Source organism: Neisseria sp. Marseille-Q2251 (genome assembly GCF_940793045.1).
GTDB lineage: Bacteria > Pseudomonadota > Gammaproteobacteria > Burkholderiales > Neisseriaceae > Neisseria.
In genome coordinates this window covers 12,125-35,934 of sequence record NZ_CALNWV010000009.1, presented here as the reverse complement: position 1 = coordinate 35,934, position 23,810 = coordinate 12,125, and the positions used below count along the sequence as shown (strand labels likewise).

19 protein-coding genes are annotated in these 23,810 nt (G+C 50.3%); 10 read left to right on the top strand and 9 right to left on the bottom strand.

Annotation, left to right across the window (positions count from 1 at the left end):
* Positions 1 to 114 precede the first annotated feature (114 nt).
* From AAG834_RS05290 to AAG834_RS05265, 6 genes are all read left to right on the top strand, one after another.
* Entirely contained in the window at positions 115 to 1,566 is a 1,452-nt protein-coding gene (locus AAG834_RS05290; protein WP_342031488.1) for a patatin-like phospholipase family protein, read from the top strand.
* 76 nt (positions 1,567 to 1,642) lie between these two features.
* Positions 1,643 to 2,386: an epoxyqueuosine reductase QueH gene (locus tag AAG834_RS05285; RefSeq protein ID WP_342031487.1), complete on the top strand. Its 744-nt coding sequence runs from the start codon at positions 1,643 to 1,645 to the stop codon at positions 2,384 to 2,386.
* Positions 2,387 to 2,533: 147 nt separating this feature from the next.
* On the top strand, positions 2,534 to 3,757 hold the full coding sequence (gene pncB / locus AAG834_RS05280) for a nicotinate phosphoribosyltransferase (RefSeq protein WP_342031486.1): 1,224 nt from the start codon (positions 2,534 to 2,536) through the stop codon (positions 3,755 to 3,757).
* Positions 3,758 to 4,174: 417 nt separating this feature from the next.
* Complete coding sequence (locus AAG834_RS05275) at positions 4,175 to 5,416, top strand: NAD(P)/FAD-dependent oxidoreductase (protein WP_342031485.1); 1,242 nt, start codon at positions 4,175 to 4,177, stop codon at positions 5,414 to 5,416.
* A gap of 265 nt (positions 5,417 to 5,681) precedes the next feature.
* Positions 5,682 to 6,212 carry a hypothetical protein gene (locus tag AAG834_RS05270; RefSeq protein WP_049230594.1) on the top strand — a complete coding sequence of 177 codons (531 nt, stop codon included), beginning with the start codon at positions 5,682 to 5,684 and terminating at the stop codon, positions 6,210 to 6,212.
* The gene (locus AAG834_RS05265) at positions 6,212 to 7,426 is read left to right on the top strand and encodes a beta-ketoacyl-ACP synthase (protein ID WP_342031484.1); all 1,215 of its coding nucleotides are present in this window, start codon (positions 6,212 to 6,214) and stop codon (positions 7,424 to 7,426) included. The genes AAG834_RS05270 and AAG834_RS05265 overlap by 1 nt, the downstream gene beginning before the upstream one ends.
* A 290-nt stretch (positions 7,427 to 7,716) precedes the next feature.
* On the opposite strand, the gene AAG834_RS05255 is transcribed toward AAG834_RS05265, so the two are convergent.
* The 9 genes from AAG834_RS05255 to AAG834_RS05215 form a co-directional block, all read right to left on the bottom strand.
* Positions 7,717 to 8,085, bottom strand: coding sequence for a hypothetical protein (locus tag AAG834_RS05255; RefSeq protein WP_003777800.1), 369 nt, complete (start codon positions 8,083 to 8,085; stop codon positions 7,717 to 7,719).
* A 105-nt stretch (positions 8,086 to 8,190) separates the two neighbouring features.
* Positions 8,191 to 9,807, bottom strand: a complete 1,617-nt coding sequence (locus tag AAG834_RS05250) for an NAD(P)-binding protein (protein WP_342031483.1) — start codon at positions 9,805 to 9,807, stop codon at positions 8,191 to 8,193.
* A gap of 85 nt (positions 9,808 to 9,892) precedes the next feature.
* Positions 9,893 to 11,683, bottom strand: a complete 1,791-nt coding sequence (locus tag AAG834_RS05245; RefSeq protein WP_342031482.1) for a hypothetical protein — start codon at positions 11,681 to 11,683, stop codon at positions 9,893 to 9,895.
* Between the two features lie 97 nt (positions 11,684 to 11,780).
* On the bottom strand, positions 11,781 to 13,646 hold the full coding sequence (locus AAG834_RS05240; protein WP_342031481.1) for a hypothetical protein: 1,866 nt from the start codon (positions 13,644 to 13,646) through the stop codon (positions 11,781 to 11,783).
* A gap of 117 nt (positions 13,647 to 13,763) precedes the next feature.
* Positions 13,764 to 14,660, bottom strand: a complete 897-nt coding sequence (locus AAG834_RS05235; protein WP_342031480.1) for an IS3 family transposase — start codon at positions 14,658 to 14,660, stop codon at positions 13,764 to 13,766.
* Positions 14,564 to 14,914 carry a helix-turn-helix domain-containing protein gene (locus AAG834_RS05230; RefSeq protein WP_342031479.1) on the bottom strand — a complete coding sequence of 117 codons (351 nt, stop codon included), beginning with the start codon at positions 14,912 to 14,914 and terminating at the stop codon, positions 14,564 to 14,566. The genes AAG834_RS05235 and AAG834_RS05230 overlap by 97 nt, the downstream gene beginning before the upstream one ends.
* 80 nt (positions 14,915 to 14,994) lie before the next feature.
* Positions 14,995 to 15,378, bottom strand: coding sequence for an adenosylmethionine decarboxylase (gene speD, locus AAG834_RS05225; RefSeq protein WP_342031478.1), 384 nt, complete (start codon positions 15,376 to 15,378; stop codon positions 14,995 to 14,997).
* Positions 15,375 to 15,521, bottom strand: coding sequence for a hypothetical protein (locus AAG834_RS05220; RefSeq protein ID WP_168166256.1), 147 nt, complete (start codon positions 15,519 to 15,521; stop codon positions 15,375 to 15,377). Before AAG834_RS05220 ends, speD begins: the two co-directional genes overlap by 4 nt.
* 1 nt (position 15,522) lies before the next feature.
* Positions 15,523 to 17,049, bottom strand: coding sequence for a DUF4178 domain-containing protein (locus AAG834_RS05215; protein ID WP_342031477.1), 1,527 nt, complete (start codon positions 17,047 to 17,049; stop codon positions 15,523 to 15,525).
* Positions 17,050 to 17,670: 621 nt separating this feature from the next.
* On the opposite strand from AAG834_RS05215, the gene cas3 reads away from it, so the two are divergent.
* From cas3 to cas7c, 4 genes are read left to right on the top strand one after another with little or no spacing between them, the layout of a single operon-like run.
* Positions 17,671 to 20,163, top strand: a complete 2,493-nt coding sequence (cas3, locus tag AAG834_RS05210) for a CRISPR-associated helicase Cas3' (protein ID WP_446740448.1) — start codon at positions 17,671 to 17,673, stop codon at positions 20,161 to 20,163.
* 7 nt (positions 20,164 to 20,170) lie between these two features.
* Positions 20,171 to 20,893 (top strand): type I-C CRISPR-associated protein Cas5c, encoded by a 723-nt coding sequence (gene cas5c, locus AAG834_RS05205; protein ID WP_342031475.1) that lies wholly within the window; start codon positions 20,171 to 20,173, stop codon positions 20,891 to 20,893.
* A complete protein-coding gene (gene cas8c / locus AAG834_RS05200; protein ID WP_342031474.1) occupies positions 20,890 to 22,947 on the top strand; it encodes a type I-C CRISPR-associated protein Cas8c/Csd1 in 2,058 nt (685 codons plus the stop codon). The genes cas5c and cas8c overlap by 4 nt, the downstream gene beginning before the upstream one ends.
* Before the next feature lie 21 nt (positions 22,948 to 22,968).
* The gene (gene cas7c / locus AAG834_RS05195) at positions 22,969 to 23,808 is read left to right on the top strand and encodes a type I-C CRISPR-associated protein Cas7/Csd2 (RefSeq protein ID WP_314271815.1); all 840 of its coding nucleotides are present in this window, start codon (positions 22,969 to 22,971) and stop codon (positions 23,806 to 23,808) included.
* The last annotated feature ends 2 nt before the right edge of the window (positions 23,809 to 23,810 follow it).

Sequence of the window (23,810 nt, the reverse complement as noted above, 5' to 3'; positions counted from 1 at the left end):
GTCGTCTGAAAACCTTTCAATCTACGCTGCGGCATGCCCTTAACCTGCCGGCAGGTATCGAAAACCGATTTAATCCATTATAATCAAGCTCTTTTGTTTCACAGCCGAACTTCCATGCCGAAACGCTCGTTCAAAACCGTCCTGACCGCCTTTACTTTGGCCGCGCTGTCTGCCTGCTCGCTGGTCAAGTATCAGCCTGTCGCCACCATCAATAAAATTGATATGAACCAAGGCTATCGTTTTGAAACCAGCCAGTTTCGGCGCGAAGAAGACGACACCTTCATCATCCTGATGCTCTCCGGCGGCGGCACGCGCGCGGCGGCGTTGGGCTACGGCGTGTTGGAACAGCTTCAGCAGCAAAAAGTTACCATCGGCGGCAAAAGCAAATCGCTGATGTCCAATGTCGATTTGGTGGTCGGCGTATCCGGCGGCTCCGTCCTCGCCGCCTACTTCGCGCTCAAAGGCGAAGAAACCATCCCCATGTTTTACAAGCGTTTCCTTCACCAAAACTTCCAACGCCAAGTCGTCAAACAAGCCTTCTCCATGACCAACCTGCCCCGCCTTGCCTCGCCCGAATACGGACGCGGCGACCTCTTGCAGGAGCAGTTTGAAAACCACCTTTTCGGTAAAGCCACCTTCCGCGATTTGGAAAAATACGGCAAAGGCCCGTTCGCCATCATTTCCGCCACCGACATGGGCGCGGGCGAACGCCTGAACTTCACGCAAGAATACTTCGACCCCATGTGTCTCGACTTGGGCGGTTTGCGCCTTGCCCGCGCCGTTGCCGCCTCTAGCTCCGTGCCTATGGTGTTCGCTCCGATTACCCTCAACAACAACGGCGGCAACTGCGGCTACATCCTGCCGCCGCAGCTGCAAATGACCGGCCTTGAGTCCCAAAAGCAGCAAAACGCCACTTATCAAGAGTTTAAAAACAGGTTCAACAAATACAGCGACAGCAAAACCCGCCCTTACATCCACCTGATAGACGGCGGGCTGACCGACAACCTCGGCATGCGCAACCTTTTGGACATGACCGAAATCTATCCCGACAAAGTGTTGGAACAACAAATCCGCAGCCGCAACCTGCGCCACATCGTCGTCATCAGCGTCAACGCCCAAAACCAAATCAGCAGCAATATGGACAAAACCGCAGCCGTACCCGGATTCCGCGACGTCGTTACCGCCATCGTCAACATCCCCATCGACCAATACACCCAAGAATCCCTGCGCCGCTTCCGCGCCTTTGTCGATCAACGTAACGAAGCCAACCAACAAAGCGGCGACGGAATCAGCTTCTCCTTCGTCAGCCTCAACCTCAAAGACCTGCCGCCGTCCGCGTTGCGTGACAAAGTGTTAAACATTCCCACCAGCTTCTACCTCCCGCCCGAAGACGTGGACAACCTGCGAACCGCCGCAGCCGAGCTGATGAAACAGTCCCAAGACTACCAAAAACTGCTGCAAGAATTTGCCGCACACCCCAACCCCGAAACCATCTTCGCCGAGCCGCCGCCACCCGATCCCAAAGACGGCAAAGCAGCCAAAAAACAAAACAAACCCATCGAATAACCATACCACAACCATTTTCAGACGACCCATAAAACCCAAGAGGTCGTCTGAAACACCAAAACGGAACACCCCAATCATGAACGACAAAAACAGCCCCATCGTTACCGACATCAACCGCCCCGTCCTCGTCCCGCCCGGCGGCAATAAAAAAGTCCTCTTGCATTCCTGCTGCGCCCCGTGCAGCGGCGAAGTGATGGAAGCCATGCTCGCCAGCGGCATCGACTACACCATCTACTTCTACAACCCCAACATCCACCCGCTCAAAGAATACATGTTGCGCAAAGAAGAAAACATGCGCTTCGCCGACAAATTCGGCATCCCCTTCATCGACAAAGACGACGACTACGAAAACGACCGCAAAGAATGGTTTGCCAAAGCCAAAGGCATGGAATTCGAACCCGAACGCGGCATCCGCTGCACCATGTGTTTCGACATGCGTTTCGAAAAAGCCGCCCAATACGCCCACGAAAACGGCTTCCCCGTCTTCACCAGCTCGCTGGGCATTTCCCGCTGGAAAAACATGGCGCAAATCAACGACTGCGGCCACCGCGCCGCCGCACCCTACGACGACGTCGTCTATTGGGATTTCAACTGGCGCAAAGGCGGCGGCAGCGCGCGCATGATCGAAATCAGCAAACGCGAACACTTCTACCAACAAGAATACTGCGGCTGCGCCTACTCCCTGCGCGACTCCAACGCCCACCGCAAATCGCAAGGCCGCATCCCCATCAAACTCGGCGTACTGTATTACGGCGACGAATCCACACAATACGAACCCTCGCCTGACGAACAGACAGCCAAAATCGTTATGGACAAATAATTGATATCGGTTTTATATGAAGAAAAAGGTCGTCTGAAAGATTTTCAGACGACCTTTTCAGCATTTACCCATTCAAAAAAAGTAACACCCGCCCGTCTAACCGTGTTCTAATAATGCTTTACATTTACGCTGAACGAGAGAAAAGCCATGACCGCACCTCAAACGCCCGTTATCCGCTCCCTGCTCGACACCGACCTGTACAAGTTCACCATGCTTCAGGTGATACTGCACCAATTCCCCCAAACCCACAGCCTTTATGAGTTCCGCTGTCGCAACAAAGACATGGTTTACCCGCTTGCCGACATCCAAAGCGACTTGGAACGAGAACTCGACGCGCTCTGCCAACTGCGCTTCACCCACGACGAACTCGACTACCTGCGCAGCCTGCGCTTCATCAAAAGCGACTTTGTCGACTATCTCGAACTCTTCCAGCTTCAACGCCGCTTCGTCAAAGTCAGCCCCGATTTAGAAGGTCGTCTGAATATCCGCATCGAAGGCCCCATGATTCAGGCGATGTTCTTTGAAATCTTCATCCTCGCCATCGTCAACGAACTCTACTTCCGCCGTCTCGAAACCCCCGCCGTCATCGAAGAAGGCGAACGCCGCCTCCAAGCCAAAGCGCAACGCCTCAAAGAAATCTCCGCCGCGCAAAACCCCGACGATCCGCCGTTCCTCATCTCCGACTTCGGCACCCGCCGCCGCTACACCCTCGACTGGCAGGAACACGTCATCCGCACCCTGCTTGAAGCCGCCCCCGACATCGTGCGCGGTACCAGCAACGTTTATCTCGCCAAAAAAATCGGCATCACCCCCATCGGCACAATGGCACACGAGTTCCTCCAAGCCTTCCAAGCCCTTGACGTACGCCTGCGCAATTTCCAAAAAGCCGCCCTCGAAAGTTGGGTACACGAATACCGCGGCGACCTCGGTATCGCACTGACCGACGTGGTCGGCATGGACGCCTTCCTGCGCGACTTCGATCTCTATTTCGCTAAACTTTTCGACGGTCTGCGCCACGACAGCGGCGACCCTTATGTATGGGGCGACAAAGCGCATGCGCACTATAAAAAACTCAAAATCGACAGCCGCACCAAAATGCTGACCTTCTCCGACGGTCTGGACATCGAACGCTCATGGGCGTTGCACCAATATTTCAAAGACCGTTTCAAAACCAGCTTTGGTATCGGCACAAACCTTACCAACGACATGGGTCATACCCCGCTGAACATCGTTTTGAAACTTGTCGAGTGCAACGGTCAGTCCGTCGCCAAACTCTCCGACTCCCCGGGCAAAACGATGACCACCAACAACACCTTCCTCGCCTACCTGCGTCAGGTGTTTGACGTTCCCGAGCCGAAGGCAGAGGAGTGATTAATTGAAAAACGGCAAGAGGTCGTCTGAAAACCTTGATTCAAGGTTTTCAGACGACCTTTTTTATAGTGGATTAACAAAAATCAGGACAAGGCGACGAAGCCGCAGACAGTACAGATAGTACGGAACCGATTCACTTGGTGCTTCAGCACCTTAGAGAATCGTTCTCTTTGAGCTAAGGCGAGGCAACGCCGTACTGCCGTACTGGTTTAAAGTTAATCCACTATATCAGACAAATTGACAACAAAACCATCCATTCCAAGCCGCAATCCGCCCTATCCTGATATAGGGCTGTTGTCGTTTATGCAACCATTTCATTTGAGTCATAATGTTGCATTTAAAATTCATTTCAGATATGTCTATTAAGGAGTAAAATAGCCACCGTTTTATTTTGTTATGTTTTGAAAGTATATTTAAATGTCCGCACCTCAATTCGACGTCGCCGTCATCGGCGCAGGTCCTGCAGGCTCGGTAGCATCCGCCCTGCTTCACAAAAAAGGTTATAAAGTCTGCGTGTTGGAAAAACAGCACTTCCCGCGCTTCGTCATCGGCGAAAGCCTGCTGCCGCACTGCATGGAAATGCTGGAAGAAGCCGGTTTTGCCGACGCCGTACACGCCGAACCCAGCTTTCAGTTTAAAAACGGCGCGGCGTTTTCATGGGGCAGCCGTTATACCGAATTTGATTTTACCGATAAATTTTCAGACGGCCCCGGCACGGTTTACCAAGTGCGCCGCGGTATTTTCGACAAAATCCTGATTGACGAAGCCGCCAAACAAGGCGTAGAAGTACGTTTCGGACACGGCGTGACCGCGTTCGACAACAGCGGCGACTTTGCCCGTTTGAGCGTGGAAGCCGACACGGGCGAGAGCTACGAGCTGACCGCGAAATTCGTATTGGACGCCAGCGGCTACGGCCGCGTGCTGCCGCGCCTGCTGGACTTGGAAACACCGTCGCACCTGCCGCCGCGTCAAGCGCATTTCACGCATATCGACGACAACATCACCAACCCGAAATTCGACCGCAGCAAAATCCTGATTACCACCCACCCGCAACACCGCGACGTGTGGATTTGGCTGATTCCCTTCGGCGACAACCGCTGCTCCATCGGCGTAGTCGGCACGCCCGACGTACTCGCGGGCGAATCGGAAACGGTGTTGAAAAAATTTGTCTACGAATGCCCGATGCTGAAAGAAATTCTGGACAAAGCCGTCTGGGAAAACGACTTCCCGTTCCGCTCCATCCAAGGCTATTCCGCCAACGTCAAATCGCTGCACGGCAAACATTTCGCGCTGTTGGGCAATGCCGCCGAGTTCCTCGACCCCGTGTTCTCATCAGGCGTAACCATCGCGCTGCACTCCGCCAAACTCGCCGCCGACCTGTTGGCAAAACAGCTTGAAGGCGGTGCGGTAGACTGGGATGCCGAATTTGCCAAACCGCTGATGATCGGTGTGAACGCGTTCCGCACCTACGTCGACGGCTGGTACGATTTCCGCTTCCAAAACGTCGTGTACGCGCCCAACCGCAGCCCTGAAATCAGCCGCATGATTTCTTCCATTTTGGCAGGCTACGCATGGGATACCGAGAATCCGTTCGTGGCAAAATCCGAACAACGCCTGTCCACACTGGCGGCTTTGGTCGGCGACCTGAAAATCGAATAAAGGGGCAACCGACGCCCTCTCGCAACCGCTTCCGCCCCAGTGCGCCAATCGTTGTCCACTGGGGCAAGCTGTTTTATAGTGGATTAACTTTAAACCAGTAGGCGTTGCCTTGCCGTACTATCTGTACTGTCTGCGGCTTCGTCGCCTTGTCCTGATTTAAATTTAATCCACTATACATTTTCAGACGACCCCTGAAAAGGTCGTCTGAAATACTGTCCGACATCGGTTACAATACTTCCTTACTCCGCACCGACAAAGGAACCCCATGCGATTTCCAAGCCTAGCCCTTGCTGCGCTGACCCTTAGTGCCTGCGCCCTTTCCCCTTCCCTGCCTCATCCGCAAACTCTGCCGACGCTTGAGCAATCGGGTTTGTGGTTCAAGCTTGAGCAGACCGATGCTTCGGGCAATGCCGCCCAAACCAGCCTGCTGGCGGTTGAACAGTTGCCGGAGGGCATACGCTTTGTGCAGACCGACGCACTGGGTGCGCCCGTATCGCGCCAGTTTGTCAGCACAAAAGGCTGGAAAAACGACGGCTTCATCATGCCCAATTCCGCTTCGCGCCGCCTGTTTGCCGCGCTGCTGCCGCTGCTTGCCGCCGACCGCGCCGCCGAGCTGTATCCCGAAGTGGAACAAAAAACATCCGAACACAACACATTCTGCCCTGACGGCAACGGCGCGGTATTCCGTTATAAAGAACAAGATTTATGGTGCGTCGCACAAGATAACGGACGTTTCGTGATTGCCTTCCCCGACAAAACCCGTTGGACCGTCAGCCCGATCAAAGAAGAAGAATAATGAAATCCCCTGTTTACCTCAGCCGCCCCGCCGTAACCAGCGCGCTCGGCAGCGGCCTGCAAACCCATATCGACGCGCTGCTGGCGCCGTCTGAAACTTCGCCGCTGACGTTTTCCGACCAATGGGTCAAAGGCAAAAACTTCGCATTCGGCGCGGTAAGCGAAACGCTGCGCCCGCTGCCCGACAATCTGCCCGCCGCATACCGCAGCCGCAACAACCAACTGCTGTGGCACGCGTTGGAACAGATTGAAGACGACATCCATGCCGCCGTCCGCCGTTACGGCGCAGCGCGGACCGCCGTCATCATGGGTACATCCACCAGCGGCGCAGATGAAAATATGCCCTTGTTCCAACACGTTGCCGACGGCGGCAGCTGGACGGACAAACCATTCAACCAGCTTCAACACGAAATGGCATCGCCTTCGGAATTTGTTGCACACGTTTACGGCATTCACGGTCTGTGTTACGCCGTTTCCACCGCCTGCACATCGGGCGCGCGCGCCTTAATCAGCGCGGCTCGGCTGTTGCGTGCGGGTTTGTGCGACGCGGTCATTTGTGGCGGTGTCGATACCCTCTCGCCGTTGACCATCAACGGTTTCGCTTCGCTGGAAGTGCTTTCAGACGACCTCGCCAACCCGTTTTCCGCTAACCGCAACGGTATCAATATTGGCGAAGCCGCCTCAGCCTTCGTCATGACCCGCGATGCCGATTTCGGCGGCACGATGCAGCTGTTGGGCTACGGCGCAAGCAGCGACGCTTATCATATGTCCTCGCCCCGCCCCGACGGTTTGGGGGCGGCGCAGTCTTTTCAGGCAGCGCTGAACAATGCCGGTTTGCAGCCGCAGGACATCGGCTGGATTAATCTGCACGGCACCGGCACGAAACACAACGACAGCATGGAAAGCCGCGCCGTCGCCGACGTATTCGGCAGCCAAACCTTCTGTACTTCGACCAAGCCGCAAACCGGACACACGCTCGGCGCCGCCGGGGCCATCGAAGCCGCATTCGCCTGGGGCATCGCCGACCGCGGCTGCAACCCGCAGGGCAAACTGCCGCCGCAACAGTGGGACGGCATCCCCGACCCCGAACTGCCCGCCATCGCCCTGACCTACGGCAACAGCGTATGGCCGTCTGAAAAACGTATCGCCGCCAGCTCGTCTTTCGCCTTCGGCGGCAGCAATGCGGTATTGATTATTGGAGAATCAGCCGAATAAACCGCTTCCGGCTTTGCCTCAACGATATAGTGGATTAACTAAATCAGGACAAGGCGACGAAGCCGCAGACAGTACAGATAGTACGGCAAGGCGAGGCAACGCCGTACTGGTTTAAAGTTAATCCACTATAATCCACTATAGTGCGGCAAAGCGAGGCAACGCCGCACTGGTTTAAAGTTAATCCACTATAAAAAGGTCGTCTGAAAACAGTTTTGGGTAACTGTTTTCAGACGACCTTTTCCCTTGCTGCGGCCAAACCCGCTCAAGCATGGTTCGGCTTGACGTTTATCCTAATTGGCTGCGTTGACGCACAAAGAATCAATCTTGCCCGCGCGCGGGAAGCGGATGGTGTAGCGTCCTTTTTGGTTGATTTCGGCAAAGCTGAAGCGGTCTTCAGGCGTATCGCCGTCCGCGCCCACTTCCAAAGCAACGCGTTTGCCTTTCGGGTCTTTCACGACCACATTAGGGCTGACGGGCGCGAATGAAAGCATCAAACCATTGTCTTCCGTCACTTTAAAGCTGTACACCTCGCCGCGTTTGACCTTCATAGGTTGGTCGATGCAGCCCGTTTCATTCAAGGGCAAATTTTTTTCCGCATAAGCAAAAGCGGTGCTGCCCAAGCCCAAAGCAAGCATCAGGGAAAAACTCAGAGATTTCATACGGTTTCCTTTGAGATTTAAATATTCAAACGAAGCGGGATTATAGCACTGATTATTTGGCATCCGCGCTAGGCGAGACGAAAAATAATCCAACCAACATAAAACTCAACCATCCCTCCGTTCCAACACCTTCCTCGCCGCTTCCACGCCCCAATACAAGGCTTCTTCGAATACCGAATAGCCACTTAAATCGCTGTGGGCAAACAGCAATCCTGACGCGCGGTTTCTGATTTTTAACAAAGATTCGTCGTTCAGATAACCGACTTTCGGTACGCTCATGCCGTGTCCGCGTACCGTAACATCAACGTGGGAAACGTGTTGCCAGAAGCTCTCTCCGTAGGCGGCGATCAAATCTTTGGCGGCCAAGTCGCGCAGTTCTTCGTCGGAGGCTTCGAGCAGTTGGCGGCGGACGGCTTGCGGGGTGTCGTGGTTAAGCGCGGCGTAGGCGGTGAAGATGGTGCGTTCGGGGCGGGCGACGCGGATGAGCTGGTTGGTGGCGACGACGTAGCCGAGCCCCTGGCTGCCGTAGATGACGTTATCCCACGCCGTTTCGCTGTTGCTTTTTTCTTTCGGGAAGCTGTGCAGCTCGAAATTGGCGACCAACCACGGGGCGTATTCGGGAATGTTCAAACCGTATTGCGCGGGATTTTCGACGATGCGGGCGGCGACCATCAACGGCATGGCGGAGATAACGTGTTGCGCGGTCAGGGCGACGGTTTCGCCGCTTGAATTGTCACGCAGCCAAACTTCAATACGGTCGTCTGAAAGCAGTTTGATTTTGACGGCGGATGCGTTGACGGAAGCGGGTTTGTCTAGGCGGATGCGGTTTTCAGACGACCATTGCCAACCTTCCTGCAAACCGGCATGGCGGCGCAAGCTTTCGGAAAGGTGCGCCAAACCTTCGGGCCAGGTCAGGACGGTTTCCGCGCTGTTTCGGGCAGAGAAGTAATGCAGTCCGGCAAAGGCGGATACTTGCGCTATGCCCTGCCCGTAATCGTCGCGGCAGCAGTAATCGAGATACCACAAGAGTTCGGGCGAGGTGTAGCCTTCTTGCGTAAGCCATTGTTTAAACGTCAGGCTATCGAGTTTGCGCCACGTTTCGTCCGCCGATGACAGGGCTATCGGAATGGCGAAAATCTTTTTGCCGTCGCTGCCGTAAGCCTGTTTCAGACGACCGATTAAATCAAAAAAACGTTTGGAATCCGCATCTTCTTTCGGCAACAGGTGTTCCTGCCATTTATCCTGATACAAAAGGCGCGACTCGGGCGCGTAAACCAAATCAGTTTCCCTGAACCTACCGTCCGATTGCAAGATACCAAAATCCGCCAGCATCTCGCGCACATACGCGCTCTCTTTCGACGGCAACGCAAGATAATGCGCGCCGCTCGGCGCTTGCAGGCCGTCTGAAGCGGCGTAGGCGGCATTATTGCCGTTTCGTTCGAACCCTTCCGCCAACAATACATCACGATGACCGTGTTTCGCCAAATACCACAACGCCCCCAACCCCGCCGCGCCGCCGCCGAGTATCAGCGTATTGCATTCGTAACGGCGGCTCGGCAGGCTGAGTAATTTCCCATCGCGCAACAAATGCCCCAACGGCAGCCCGACGCGGTTGACGGAAACCGGCGGTTTGCGGTTGAGACGTTGGTAAGTCAGCCAAGAGAAAGAGGACGCGGCGGCAAGCGCGGCGGTGTAACTGAGAAATTGACGGCGTGTCGGCATGGAGTTGAATGTCGGTTTATGGTTCTGACAGGTCGTCTGAAAACATCAAGACGGTTTCAGACGACCTTTTGATGAAATGTTTCCATCAATTTTGTTTGACTGAGGATGCTTGTTGGAAACGTTTTTTATTAAGCAGGGTATCAATGAAAAAATCAATTCGTTTCCCATCAAAAAACACAGCCCCTTTGATGTTTTTACATACCGGATCCCGCGAAACATACGAAAATCCATTATCCTCTTCTGAAACGTCTGATTCTTGAATGATGCCACTGATATTTTTGAGACATTGTCTATATACCGCTTCTCGTTTGGCATTGTCTTTCATCCACTCGCTGTACTGTTTTTGCTTTTTCTCCTGCAATACTAACCTGTAAAACATCCCAATTCTTGGAAACTCTTCTTCATATTTGGCCTCTGAAATCGAGAGCTCTTCTACAGTCTGATCCTGAAATTTTTTAAAGAGCACACGGATATGTATCTGGCACGATACGCCTTTTACCCAGTTTATTGATGCCTTACCACCACTACAATGCTCTGCTTCTTCCGCAATCAATTCATCGATACTTTTTTTCTGCAACTCTTCCTCTAGAGACTTGGTTTTGTCAGCAAGTACCTGTCCCAATGCGATGTCAATTAATACCGGCTCCCTCTCTTCCGTACCCAATGCATCAGTTACCATGCGCGAATGGTCTTCTTTCATGATACTTTCGAAGTCTTGCCAAGGTATTTGGGCATATTTCTGCGCCAAAATTTCTTTGATTTTTGCAACTTCAGGTGATTTTTCCAGCCGCTCCCATTCTGGCCGTTCCCCCTCTTTCTTTTTCAAATTTTGTTTGATCTGTTTTATCAGAATTTCTCTGTCAACAGCCTTGCTTAAATTTATAGGCAGCTCCAACTGCTCCATGACCCGATTCGCAATGGCGCATTCTGGAGCAAACACATAATAGTAGGAAGAGTCTTCGTATTCGGATTCGTCAACTTGGGTTACTGCAACTTTATCCTTAAGTTGTTTAAAGCATCTTCTGTATTCAGCCTCGAGTTTGCCATGGTCCAACATTAATGTCTTCTCAATGTTCTTCCAATCTGCCTCTGTGGCGGCGCGGTAGGCGGCTGTCAAGATGGGCGTAGGAATGTGCCTGCCGTCGCTATATCCTAATTCTATATGCACAAGTTCAAATAATGTCTTTTCTGAGAATTTCTCTTTTAAAACATAATAATAAGCGTTACACAAAGGAATATGATCCCAAGCTTCCTTCTGGCAGCTTTGCGGGATTTCTTTGGTCAGTGTTTCGATATTTTTTGTTTTCAATTCATTCAAAAGCGGCGCCGCCTTATCAGCAAAGATGCGGTCTATGGCTTCTCTTTTAGCCTGTTCTTCCAACGAACTGTCGGCAGTTATGGAGTGGACGGATTCTTGATGTAAAGCCTTGGAATAGAATGTGTTCCAATCTTCATCGGCATATTTCTTTTCCCATTCGGTTTTGAATTGCATGGCTTGCTTTTCAATTTTTTGATTAAGCGCTTCTTTTTCCGCATTTTCTTTCTGCCATTCATGAAGCGGTTCTGCGGAGTCAACAGCCGTCCATGCGGAGAAACAGGGTAATAACTCAGTGTTGTCAGGGTTCAACATCAAAAGATCGTCGGGATACGCCGCAATCATTTGTCGTCCATCGGCGTTTTCTATATCAACGCCCGCCTTCTTAAACACGTCGTCTTTCAAACATTGTTCTTTTTTAGCTTTGGCTTCGTCGAGATGCTGGAAATAATACACGCGGTCTTTGACGGGAGGCGTGATGGGGGCCGAATTTGGCTGACTGATACACGCGCCTAACGAGAGGGCGGATAAAGCGAGGATGGCAGAAGTGCGTAAGTGCATTGTTAGTTCCTTGGTCAGGATATTTTTAAAATTTAAAAATGGGGTCGTCTGAAAACGTAAAGACGGTTTCAGACGACCTTTTGATGAAATGTTTCCATCAATTTTGTTTGACTGCGGATGCTTGTTTGAAACGTTTTTTATTAAGCAGCGTTTCAGTAAAGTAGTCGAAACGTGACTCTTCAACTGGAAGACCAGAGCTAAACGCTAGACATCCCGGCGCCCGCCTAGCATACGAAGAAGCACTATCCTCTTCTGAAATATATGATTTTTCGATGATTCCACTGATATTTTTGATACATTGCCTATATGCCGCTTCTCGCTTGGTATTATCATTGCTCAGTTCAAGGTATTGTTTTCTCTCTTTTTCATGCAATGCCAAAGAGTAGGCTGTATAAACCCGTGAAAGCCCCTCTTCATCTTTATTTTCATATTTATCTTTTGAAGCGGAAAGCTCTTCTAACGTCTGATTCTGAAATTTTTTTGAGAGAGCGCGGGAATATGCATCACATTGACTATCTGCTAACCAATCTATTTTTCTTTCATCGCGACAGCTGGCAGGTATTTCGGCAATCAGTTGATCGATGCTTTTTTTCGCCAATTCATCCACGAGAGGCTGGATTTTGTCAGTAAACACCTGGTTCAATGCTATGACCATTATCTGATGCTGCTTTTGTTTCTGCTTCTGTTCCTCTTTCGTACCCGAGAAAATGTCTGCTATAGTCGTCGGATAGTCTTTTTCTACGGTACTTATGAAATTTTGCCAAGTGAAATTTTGCCAAGGTGTTTGGGCGTATTTCTGAGCCAAGATTGTTTTGGTTTGTGCGACCTCAGGCGTTTTTTCCAACTGCTCGTATTCTTTTTCGTGGTTTGCTTCCGTTTCCCAGATGTGTTTGCCTAACTTCATCCATACTTCTCTGTCAACAACCTTACTTAAATTGGATGGCAGCTCCAACCTTTCCATGACTTGATTCGTAATGACGCATTCTGGATAAAGTTCTGAATAAAAGGAAAAGGTGTAATCTCCGGTTTTATCCATCTGGAACGGTGTTGCTGCTATTTTACCGCCGATTTTTTTAGTACATTGCATATATTCGGTATTGAGTTTGCGATAGTCCAGCATTAATGCTTTATCCATTCTTTTTGAATTTCCCTCCACCGCAGAACGGTAGGCAGCTGACAAAACGGGAGCAGACAAATGCTTGGCACCTTTATATTGTTTTTCCATACCCGCCAATTCGGATAATGTTTTTTCTGAGAATTTATCCTTTAAAACATGATAATAGGCTTTACACGAAGGAATAAGGTCCCAAGCTCCCTTACGACAGCTTTGTGGAATTTCTTGGGCCAATGTTTCAATGTTTTTTGTTTTCAATTCATTCAAGAACGGCTCTGCCTTATCGACAAAAATGCGGTCGATGGCTTCTCTTTTGGCCCGATCTTCCAATCGGTTTTTTCTATTCCGCGCTTGAACAGATTCTTTACGCAAAGCCTCGGGATAGAATGTGTTCCAATCTTCATTGGCGTATTTCTTTTCCCATTCGGCTTTGAACTGGCTGACCTGCTTTTCAAATTTTTGATTAGTCGCTTCTTTTTTCGCATTTTCCTCCTGCCATTTGCGCAACGGTTCTGCAGCATTGTTTGCCGTCCATGCGGCGAAACAGGGGGATAATTCGGTGTTGCCGGGATTGAGCATCAAAATATCGTCGGGATACTCCGCAATCATTTGTCGTTCATCGGCGTTTTCCATATCAACGCCCACCTTTTTAAACACGCCGTCTTTCAAACATTGTTCGTTTTTAGCTTTGGCTTCGTCGAGATGCTCGAAATAATAGATGTAGTCTTTGACGAATGGGTTGATGGGTGTTGATGATGAAGAACTGGTGGGTGCCGAACTTGGGTTGCTGATACACGCGCCTAAAGAGAGCACGGATAAAAAGAGGATGATGGAAGTGCGTAAGTGCATTTTGGTTCCTTGATGTTCTTAGTGAGGATATTTTTGGGATTTTAAAATGAGGTCGTCTGAAAACAGATTGAGCCTGTTGAACTGGCCCCCAAATCTTGGACACTCATAAAAGCCTATTCAGGCGCTCTGTGCAAGCTGGGTTCTGTATGCGACAGGACTCAGCTTTTTCAATTTCAAACTGCAACGCTCCCGGTTGTAGTAATCCATATAGTCATCTATCTGCTTCATCAATTCATCTACCGTCAATTCACCTGCGTTATAGAAACACTCCGTCTTCAACACCGCAAAGAAGCTTTCCATCGGCGCATTGTCCCAACAGTTCGCCTTTCGCGACATGCTTTGAACCATGGAATGTTGGGCAAGTAATTCCCTATACCCCGCCGTACGGTACAGCACGCCTTGGTCGGAATGCAGCATCGTTCCTTCGCCGGTTAGACTGGGTGCGGCTTTTTCGAGCATTTCCTTCACCATTTCACTGTCGGCTCTGCGGCTCATGGCGTAGGCGACGATTTCCCGGTTGAACAAGTCCAAGATTGGCGAGAGGTACAGTTTGCCGTCCTTTCCTTTGAGTTCGGTCACGTCTGTCAGCCATTTTTCGTTGGGCTTTCGGGCTGTGAACCGGCGTTTGAGGAGGTGTTCCGATATTTCGCCCATGGCGGGATGGCGGTAGGCTTTTTTCGCCCGTATTTTGGCTTTCAGCCCCATCTGTTTCATTAACCGAGCTGCTTTTTTGCGGTTCCAATCCAATGCTGCGGCAATGCGCCTTTGCCCGTAGCGTCCTTTGTGCCGCCGGTAGGTTTCGATAAGGAGGGCTTTGTCGGCTTCATCGGGGTCGGGTCGGTCTTGGTGGTGGTAGTAAAAGCTGCTTTTGGGCAGGTTTGCGATATGCAGCAGGTATTTGAGCGGGTGTTGCGCCCTCAGTGCTTGGACGGTTTGGCTTTGTCCTTTTCGGTCTGCTTTTGGCTGAGGGCTTTTAACTCCTTTAGGTAGGCGGCCTCTGCGCGCATATAGCACAACTCTTCGATAAGCTCTGCCTGTGTTTTTTCATGGTCGGGTTTGTCGGCGATGAAGGGGTTTTTGCGGTGTTCGGTCATGGTTTTGGATTGGGGACGTTCGAGTGCGCCGATACCACCTTCCTGATGGGCGCGTATCCATCGTCTCAGGTGGGTTCGGGAAATGCCGTAGTGGTCTGCGGTACGCTGTTGGCTGCGTATATGCAGGTAGTGGAGTACGGCTTGGTATTTGAAGTGTAATGTATATTTGCTCATAAAAAAACTGCACCTTGTGAGTTGGAGGGGATGTCCAACTTTTGGGGTGCAGTTCATGTTTCAGACGACCTTTACAGGTTTTATTGTTCTATTGGCGGCTGCGTATCGTCCAGTATTCCTTCGCCACGTTGCGCAACTGTCCAAACGGCCCGTTCCGCCGCCAATTCCCTGCACAATACTTCCTTCACTTTTTCCAACTTCATGCCGCCGCAGATAAATGCGTCTATGGCGGCGAAGCGGTGTTCCGGCCAAGTGTGGATGCTGATGTGGGATTCGGCGAGCAATAAGATGCCGGTAATGCCGCCTGCACCGCCAAAGGTGTGGAAACGTTCGGCGAGAACGGTGGCTTCTGCGGCTTGGGCAGCGGCTTTGAGGACGGTTTTCAGACGACCTTCGTCTTTCAAGACAGCTTCATCACAGCCATATAAATCTAAAAGACCGTGATTGCCGGGGATATGGGTCATTTATGGCCTCCGGAGAAACCTCCGCCGCCGTAATAGCCGCCGGAATGCATACGCGAGCCGTCGGATTCGGAAGAGCCGTAGCTGATGATCATGGAGATGATGATGATAATGGTGCTGAAAATGATGTAAGTGGCTCTCGACATGTTAATCCTCGTCCTCGTCTTCTTTGCCCATAGTCCACAACAACCAAGTTCCTATAAAGATGACGGTAAATGAGGCAGAGTTGCCGTCGGTCAGCAGCGCAGGAAGGTTGACGACAACCAAGATGGCGATCATGACAAACCGCAATTGGTTATCGACCCCGTCTGCGTTCATTTTTGCCGTGTATCTGGGCGCTTCCGCCTGCAAACCGAAAGCGCCGGCAACTTTGCCGTAGGTAGTGCGCGTGCTTTTACTCCATGCCAGCTCGTGTTCGGTCAGCTCGGCACACAGTTTGCTGTTGCTGCCGACTTGGTAGTCGGTGTAATACGCCAAATCACCCGAACGGATATGCCAATAAAACGCGCCGGCAGCGACTTCGACTTTGCCGCCGTAGGAATAAAGTTCATCACAACCTTGCGGTTTGCGGGCGCTGTTTAAACGTGGCCAGTTATTTTGAGTTTCGGATTGGCTCCACTCGCCGTCGGACGATTCGACCAACCACGCAAAGCCTTTCTGCGGATTGTAAAGCAGGTATTCGACCCACCAACCGACCGGCGTCAGTATCCGCCGTTTGCCTTCAAACATATATTCATAAGTCGCATCGGGATCCAGCTCGGAATACCTGACCGCACCCATCACAAAATAATCATTGTTATTCAGACGACCTTGCTTGCCAATAGGCAGGGTAAACAGTTTATCCTGCGACACACGCATGGCGTTGGCAGTAATCAGCCGCGCTTTTTGTTTGCCGACTTCCAATTCGCTGCCGCAGCTCGGGCAAATCAGAAAATCGGTGACACCGCTCAACCAATGGACGGACGATCCGCAATTCGGACAATTTTCCGAATGATGGCTGCCTTTCAGACGACCTGCTGTTTCACGGATTTGGTCGTCGGTACGGGTATTTTGCAGCTTCAGTTCATTTAAACCGACCATACTGCCGTAATAGATTTCGGGAGGATCCTCGCCGTAATCTATCGTCAGGAAAAGACCGGCGTGTCGCCAGTCTATGACTTTGCTTGTCGTATCTTCAGTCAGCTTAAACGGCAATTCGCCCTGCGCCGCCGATTTTCTGAGGCTGATTTCACGTTTATCCGACGGAACAAAGTTTTTATTTTGGAAATTGAAATTGCAACCGCCCGGCACGACATCGTGAAACTTCGGTACCACTTCAGTCGTCTCGACCAAGCGCGTCATGGAATACAGGTCTCCGGATTCAGACAGCCAACCGGTTTGCCCGTCATCAAACAGCGCATACCATTCGTTCCACACGCCGTCGTCGTATTGCACCTGAAGCCGTCCGACCAAGGTAAATGGGCGGGTAACGTATGTCCCTGTCGTGCCGATTTGAAGCGGGCTGAAATCTTCCAACAAAGCGGAATCGCGTCCGGAATCGACGATACTGTCATCCTGCCGCACCAGCATGCTGTTGCAGTAGCCGCACACCAGCGTAACGGCTGTCGCGGAATGCGCCTCAACAGGCGCGCCGCAGCTCGGGCAGTCGGTTTTGAAGAATGGGGTGTTTGACATGAATTTTCTTTTTCGGAATTTCAGACGACCTGGGACAAACCGATACAGGCTTCAGCCGATGCTTAAAAAATACTGGCAAATAAATATCTTGCCGCATTTTCCAAAACGCAAACAGCGTTCGCACTATCCGTATGCCGATGCAGACTGCAGCAAACAAGCAGTCGGCAGCAATATGATTGTATAGTAAAACAAAACGGCTTGGGTACGGAATCAGGCAAGCACAGCCGCATCCTACCGAATTTAACCCATCTATACGACAAAGGTCGTCTGAAAACCTACCTCCATTCTATCTATGTCCCACTATTTTAGGAATTTACGCCATAACTTGATTCGCTTCCTTTATCCTAAAACTTCAGAAATAGTCAAATTGATATTGTTATTTATTACAAATGCTGTATTATTCTCGGAAAATATAACAAATAAAATAATAACATCTTAAATCCCTAAATATCTCCTTTATCCGTCATTCAGACGACCTCATTCCACAGATTTTCGATTTTCAATCCTTTAAGCCATTTATAGGGCTTGTTCGTTAAATTTTGCGCGTTTTAAATTTGGAGAATCGATGTGAATTTCGACTATATAGCCCACATCAGAAAATCGGACCAAAAACCACAACCTTTGCAGACTCACCTGACCGAAGCCGCCGCTATCGCAAAATTATTGGCGACTAAGTTAAATTTAGAACAAGCAGGCGAACTGCTTGGGTTGATGCACGATTTTGGCAAATATTCCCAAAAATTCCAAAACTACATTCGCAGGGTTAATAATATTGGGTTCAATTTTGATCAAGATGACGAAGATAGTTTTAAAGGAGGAGACCATTCCACCGCCGGAGCACAATGGGTTTATCGCAAATTGAGGAAGTTTGGCGCAGCACAGGGTATCGGCGAATTGTTCGGACAAATGCTGGGTTTGTGCATTGCATCACACCACGGCGAAGGCTTGATTGACTGTTTGGATGGAGAAGGTAATCAGAAATGGATTGAGCGGTTTAATAAAACTGATGAACTGACACATTTGGTGGAATGCGAACGAAATGCTGATGAAGTCGTTCAGCAAAAAGCATATGAATTGGCAGGAGAAAACCTGATTCGCAGCCTGCTCAAAGCAGTGAAACCGATTCTTTCCGATCCAACAAGCAACGACAAAATCAAAGAATTTTACCTCGGCTGCCTGACCCGTTTCCTGTTTAGCTGCCTGATTGATGCTGACCGTATCAACAGTTCGGATTTTGAACGGGAAGCGCAAAAAGAAGTCCGCCGCTTGGCGGAAAAACCAGATTGGCAATCAGCAATTGATAAATTGGAAGCCAAATTAGCAGGTTTTGAAAATCGTCCTGCCGAAGAAATCAAACCTATTGACGAAATCCGCCGCAAAATTTCAGACGACTGTCTAAAAAGAGCATCAGATTCTCAAGGCATTTATACACTCACAGTACCGACCGGTGGCGGCAAAACATTGGCCAGTCTGCGCTACGCTCTGCATCATGCGCAAAAGCACAATCTTGACCGCATCATCTACATCATTCCCTATACTTCCATCATTGATCAAAACGCGGAAGAAGTCCGTAAAATTTATTGTTTAGATTTGAAAGAAGATGACAATGGTGAATTTCATTCATGTAGAGAATGTTCAGAATGTGAGAAGTGGGTGCTCGAACACCACTCCAATTTAGAACCCGAAAAGCAAAGCTGGCAGGACAAACTGCTGTCCGAAAACTGGGATAAGCCCATTGTATTTACCACGATGGTGCAGTTTTTGGATGCTTGGTTCGGCGGCGGTACGCGCGGCGCGCGGCATATCCACCCGATGACCAATGCGGTGCTGATTTTTGATGAAATCCAAACCCTGCCCGTGAAATGCGTACATTTGTTTTGCAATGTGCTGAACTGGTTGACGGCATTTGGCAAAAGCACGGCGGTTTTGTGTACGGCGACGCAGCCTTTGCTCGGTGAATCGGGTTTGCAGAATTTCCCTGAAGGCAAAAGGGAAAGCATTGCCGCGCGCGGTTTGTTAAAGCAGCCTGCACATGCCGAAATTATGGGAACTGATGAGCAAAGAGAAGAGCTTTATAAAAAGTTATCGCGCGTAGAAATCCGATTCAACGAAAAATCAGGCGGTTGGAATGTGGATGAAGCGGGCGCGTTTTTGCTGGAACAGTTTCAGACGACCCCAAGCTGCCTATTTATCGTCAATACCAAAAAATGGGCGCAGGAGCTTTATCAATATTGCCAAAGGCAAAATATGCCGTCCGAATCCTTATTCCATCTCAGCACCAACCAATGCGCGGCGCACCGCAAAGCGATTTTTGACACCATCAAAGCTCGTCTGAAAAACAAAGAACCCGTTATCTGCATCAGCACCCAGTTGATTGAAGCAGGCGTGGATATTTCAATGGCTTGCGTGATTCGTGCCTTAAGCGGATTGGACAGCATTGCCCAAGCGGCAGGGCGTTGCAACCGGCATGGCGAGAAAAAAGGCAAAGGGCTGGTGTGGGTGTTGAATTTGCAGGAGCAGGATTTTACGCGGATATTGCCCGATATTCAGGCAGGCAAAACCCATGCCGAACGCGTGTTTCGCGATTTTGCCGGGCAGGATATTTTGCAGCCAGAAGCGATGAAGCGATATTTTGAATATTATTTTTACCAGCGCAGTGATGAAATGTTGTATTCCGTCAAAAACAGCGAAACAGGTTCACTGCTGGATTGGCTGAGCGATAATAAAAACAATCCTGGCGGTAATATAAATATAAATAACCGCAGAACTGGAAAAATCCAACTGCTGATGCAATCCTTCAAAAGCGCAGGGCGTGCTTTCCAAGCCATAGACGCGCCGACACACGCCGTGATTGTGCCGTATGGTGAAGGTGCGGAACTCATTGCCAAACTCTGCGGCGAATGGGATCCGAAAGAAATGTATGACGCAAAGAAAAAAGCCCAGCGTTACAGCGTGAACGTCTTCCCCAACGTTTGGGATAAATTGCAAAAAGAAAACGCCCTGTATGAAACCATTGAAGGTTCGGGCATTTATTATTTGAATGAACGCTATTACAACGATGAATTCGGCTTGTCTTTGGACGAAACAAGCGAAATGACTTTTTACGATTTATAGGAGCAATATGGACAGCAAAATCAGTTTCCGCGTATGGGGGCGGCAAGCCTTGTTTACCGACCCCGTTACCAAAATTGGCGGCGAAAAATTCAGCTACCAAGTGCCGACATACGAAGCCATTAAAGGTATCGTTAAAAGCATCTATTGGAAACCCACGTTGATTTGGCATATCGACCGCATCCGCGTGATGAGACCCATCCGGACCCAAAGCAAATCCACTAAACCTCTGGACTGGAACGGCGGCAACACTTTGGCGATTTACACCTTTTTGCAGGACGTGGAATACCAAGTGGAAGCCCATTTTGAATGGAATGAGCATTGGGAAGAATTGGCAGGCGACCGCAATTTCGGCAAACATATCGCCATTGCCAGAAGAATGTTGGAACGCGGCGGACGGCAGGATATTTTCCTTGGTACGCGCGATTGCCAAGGCTATGTTGAACCTTGTGAGTTTGGCAAAGGAAAAGGATTTTACGACGAAAGAGATAATTTAGATTTCGGTCTGATGTTCCACAGCTTCGGCTATCCCGAAGAAACCGGAAAGCCTGAATTGGTAAGCCGTTTTTGGATGGCCAATATGAAAAACGGTGTGATTGAATTCCCCAGTGTAAACGAAAGTGCAGGCTGCCTGAAAACCCGATTTATCCGCAAAATGCAGCCTGAAAAACCGTTCAAGCGCGGCGAAAACGTCAAGCCTGTGGAAGATGAAGCCAAGGAGCTGGAATTATGAGTTGGATGCAGAAACTTTATCGGACGTATGAAAGCATTTTGGAACAGGGTGTTACTGATGATGCCGAGCCGCTGACGCCGGTCGGGCATACCATCCAAAACGCGCACATCGTCATCGTGATTGACGGTCAGGGCAATTTTCAGACAGCACGCGTGATGCCGCCGAAAACGGCGATTCTGCTGCCTGCCACCGAGTCGTCTGAAAACCGAACCAGCGGCGAAGCCCCGCATCCGCTTGCCGACAAAATTCAATATGTCGCCAAGGATTACGTCGATTACGGCGGAGAAAAGAAAGCCTATTTTGACGGCTACCTGAAACAACTCAAAGCATGGTGCGAATCGCCTTTTGCCCATCCTAAAGTGCAGGCTGTGTTGCACTATGTTGCCAAAGGGCGAGTGGTTGCCGATTTGGTGGAAGCAGGCATATTTCAGCTCGATTCCGGTAACAAAGTACTGAACAAATGGGAAGCCGAAGGCGATGCACCGTCGATTTTCTCCGTGCTACCCAAAACTAAAGGCGAAATCGAATTCGGCTCGGCATTGGTGTGCTGGCAGGTGGAAATTGCAGGTGACGTACACAGCCAAACGTGGACAGACAAAACCATACAGCAATCTTGGGCGGATTACGTTGCTTCGGAAAAAGCCGAAAAAGGTTTTTGCTTGGTGCAGGGCGAAGAAGCCGTCATTTCCACTATGCATCCCGCCAAACTGCGCCACACGGGCGACAAAGCCAAGCTGATTTCTTCCAACGATACGGCGGGTTACACCTTTCGCGGGCGTTTTGCCACTGCCGAAGAAGCAGCTAGCGTATCGGCAGACGTATCCACCAAGGCGCACAGCGCGCTGCGTTGGCTGATTTCCCGCCAAGGCATCCGAAACGGTGACCAAGTTACCGTCGCTTGGGCAATCAGCGGCAAACCCGTCCCATCGCCGATGAAAGATATTTCTACTGAATTGGATTGGGCGGATATGGACAACTGGGACATTAGTGCGGTTGAAAATCCCGATGAAATTGCCGCCCAAAGGCTACCTGAAAATTCGGAAGCGTCCCCCGATTGGTCAGTAAATATCGGGCGTGCTGCTGCACAAATTATCAAAAAGAAACTGCACGGCTATCAGGCAGAATTGAAAGCCCACGAACAAATCTCCCTGATTATGCTCGATTCTGCCACGCCGGGGCGCATGGCATTGACTTATTACCAAGAGTTTCTGCCTGCCGATTATTTCGCCAATTTGGATGCATGGATTGACGATTTTTCTTGGTATCAGCGTTACAGCATTGAAGTCCAAAATGGCAAAAAAAACGACAAGCGCACCCAATGGCGTTTCGTCCCGCCGTCGCCTTACAGCATTGCCGAAGCCGTGTACGGCAAATCCCTGTCCGACACGCTCAAAAAACAACTTTACGCCCGCCTTCTACCCGTTATCGCAGGCGGAATATCCGTGCCGATTCCCGAAGATTTGGTGCGTCAAAGTTTTCAGGCAGCCTGCAATCCTAATGGCTGCGAAAACTGGGAATGGCAAAGAAACATCGGCGTCGCCTGCGCCCTATACAAAGGCTGGCGCGCTCGTCATCACGATTTATCACAACGGAGAACTTACCCTATGAGCTTGGATACCCAAAATCGCTCGCGCGATTATATATTTGGTAGATTACTGGCAGTTGCCGAACACTTAGAACGCACCGCGTTGAGAATAGCCAACGAAACCCGTGCAACCAACGCAGAAAACTACATGCAGCGTTTTGTTATGCGTCCGTTTCATACCTGGGAGCAGCTTGAAACCAATCTGAAACCGTATAAAGACCGATTGCGTAAAGACTACCCAGTTAGGATTTCGGAAAAATTTGTTTTAACCAGCCCGATAGGCTTTTTGAACAATCGAGAAAACGAAATTAATCAGCTTATATGCGTGCTGGATGATTTGAAACAGGAAGGATGCGATTTAGACAAACCTTTGGAACCGGAGTTCCTATTGGGATACCACAGCCAAAAAATGGCGTATCGCAACAAATCCAACCAACCCGAGCAAGAAGTAACCGAAACCCACGAATAACCTATTTAAAGGAAAACTAAAATGAGCTTAACCAAAAAAATCGACTTCGCCTTAATCCTGAAAGTAACCAACGCCAACCCAAACGGCGACCCCTTAAACGGCAACCGCCCACGTGCTGATTTCCAAGGTTTTGGCGAAATGACCGACGTATGCCTGAAACGTAAAATCCGCGACCGCCTGCAAGACAGTGGCGAGAGCATTTTTGTGCAATCGGACGAAAAGAAAACCGACGGCATGACCAGCCTGGCCAACCGCGCCAAAGACAAAGATGTCGGCTTGGGTGCGGATGCCTTTAACGCCAAAAAAGCCAACAAAGACGATACCGCCAAAAAAGCCTGCGAAAAATGGCTAGATGTGCGCAGTTTCGGGCAGGTCTTCGCATTCAGCGGCGACGGCAGCAGCGGCATTTCCATTGCTGTGCGTGGGCCCGTTACCATTCAATCCGCATTCAGCGTTGAGCCGATTAACATCACCAGTACCCAAATCACCAAAAGCGTCAGCGGCGAAGGCGACGGTACGAAAAAATCTTCCGACACCATGGGCATGAAACACCGCGTCGATCAGGGCGTGTACGTTGCCTTCGGCGCAATGTCGCCGCAGCTTGCCGAGCGCACCGGCTTTTCAGACGACGATGCCGAAAAAATCAAAGCCGTACTCACCAAACTCTTTGAAGGAGACGCATCTTCCGCCCGCCCCGAGGGCAGCATGCAGGTGCTGAAACTTATCTGGTGGGAACACAACAGCAAAGCAGGGCAATATTCTTCCGCCAAAGTGCATAGCAGTCTGAAAGTGAATGCCGATGGCAACTATGAACTGGAAAACCTTGACGGTTTAACTCCGCAGGAAATTGACGGTTTCTAAAG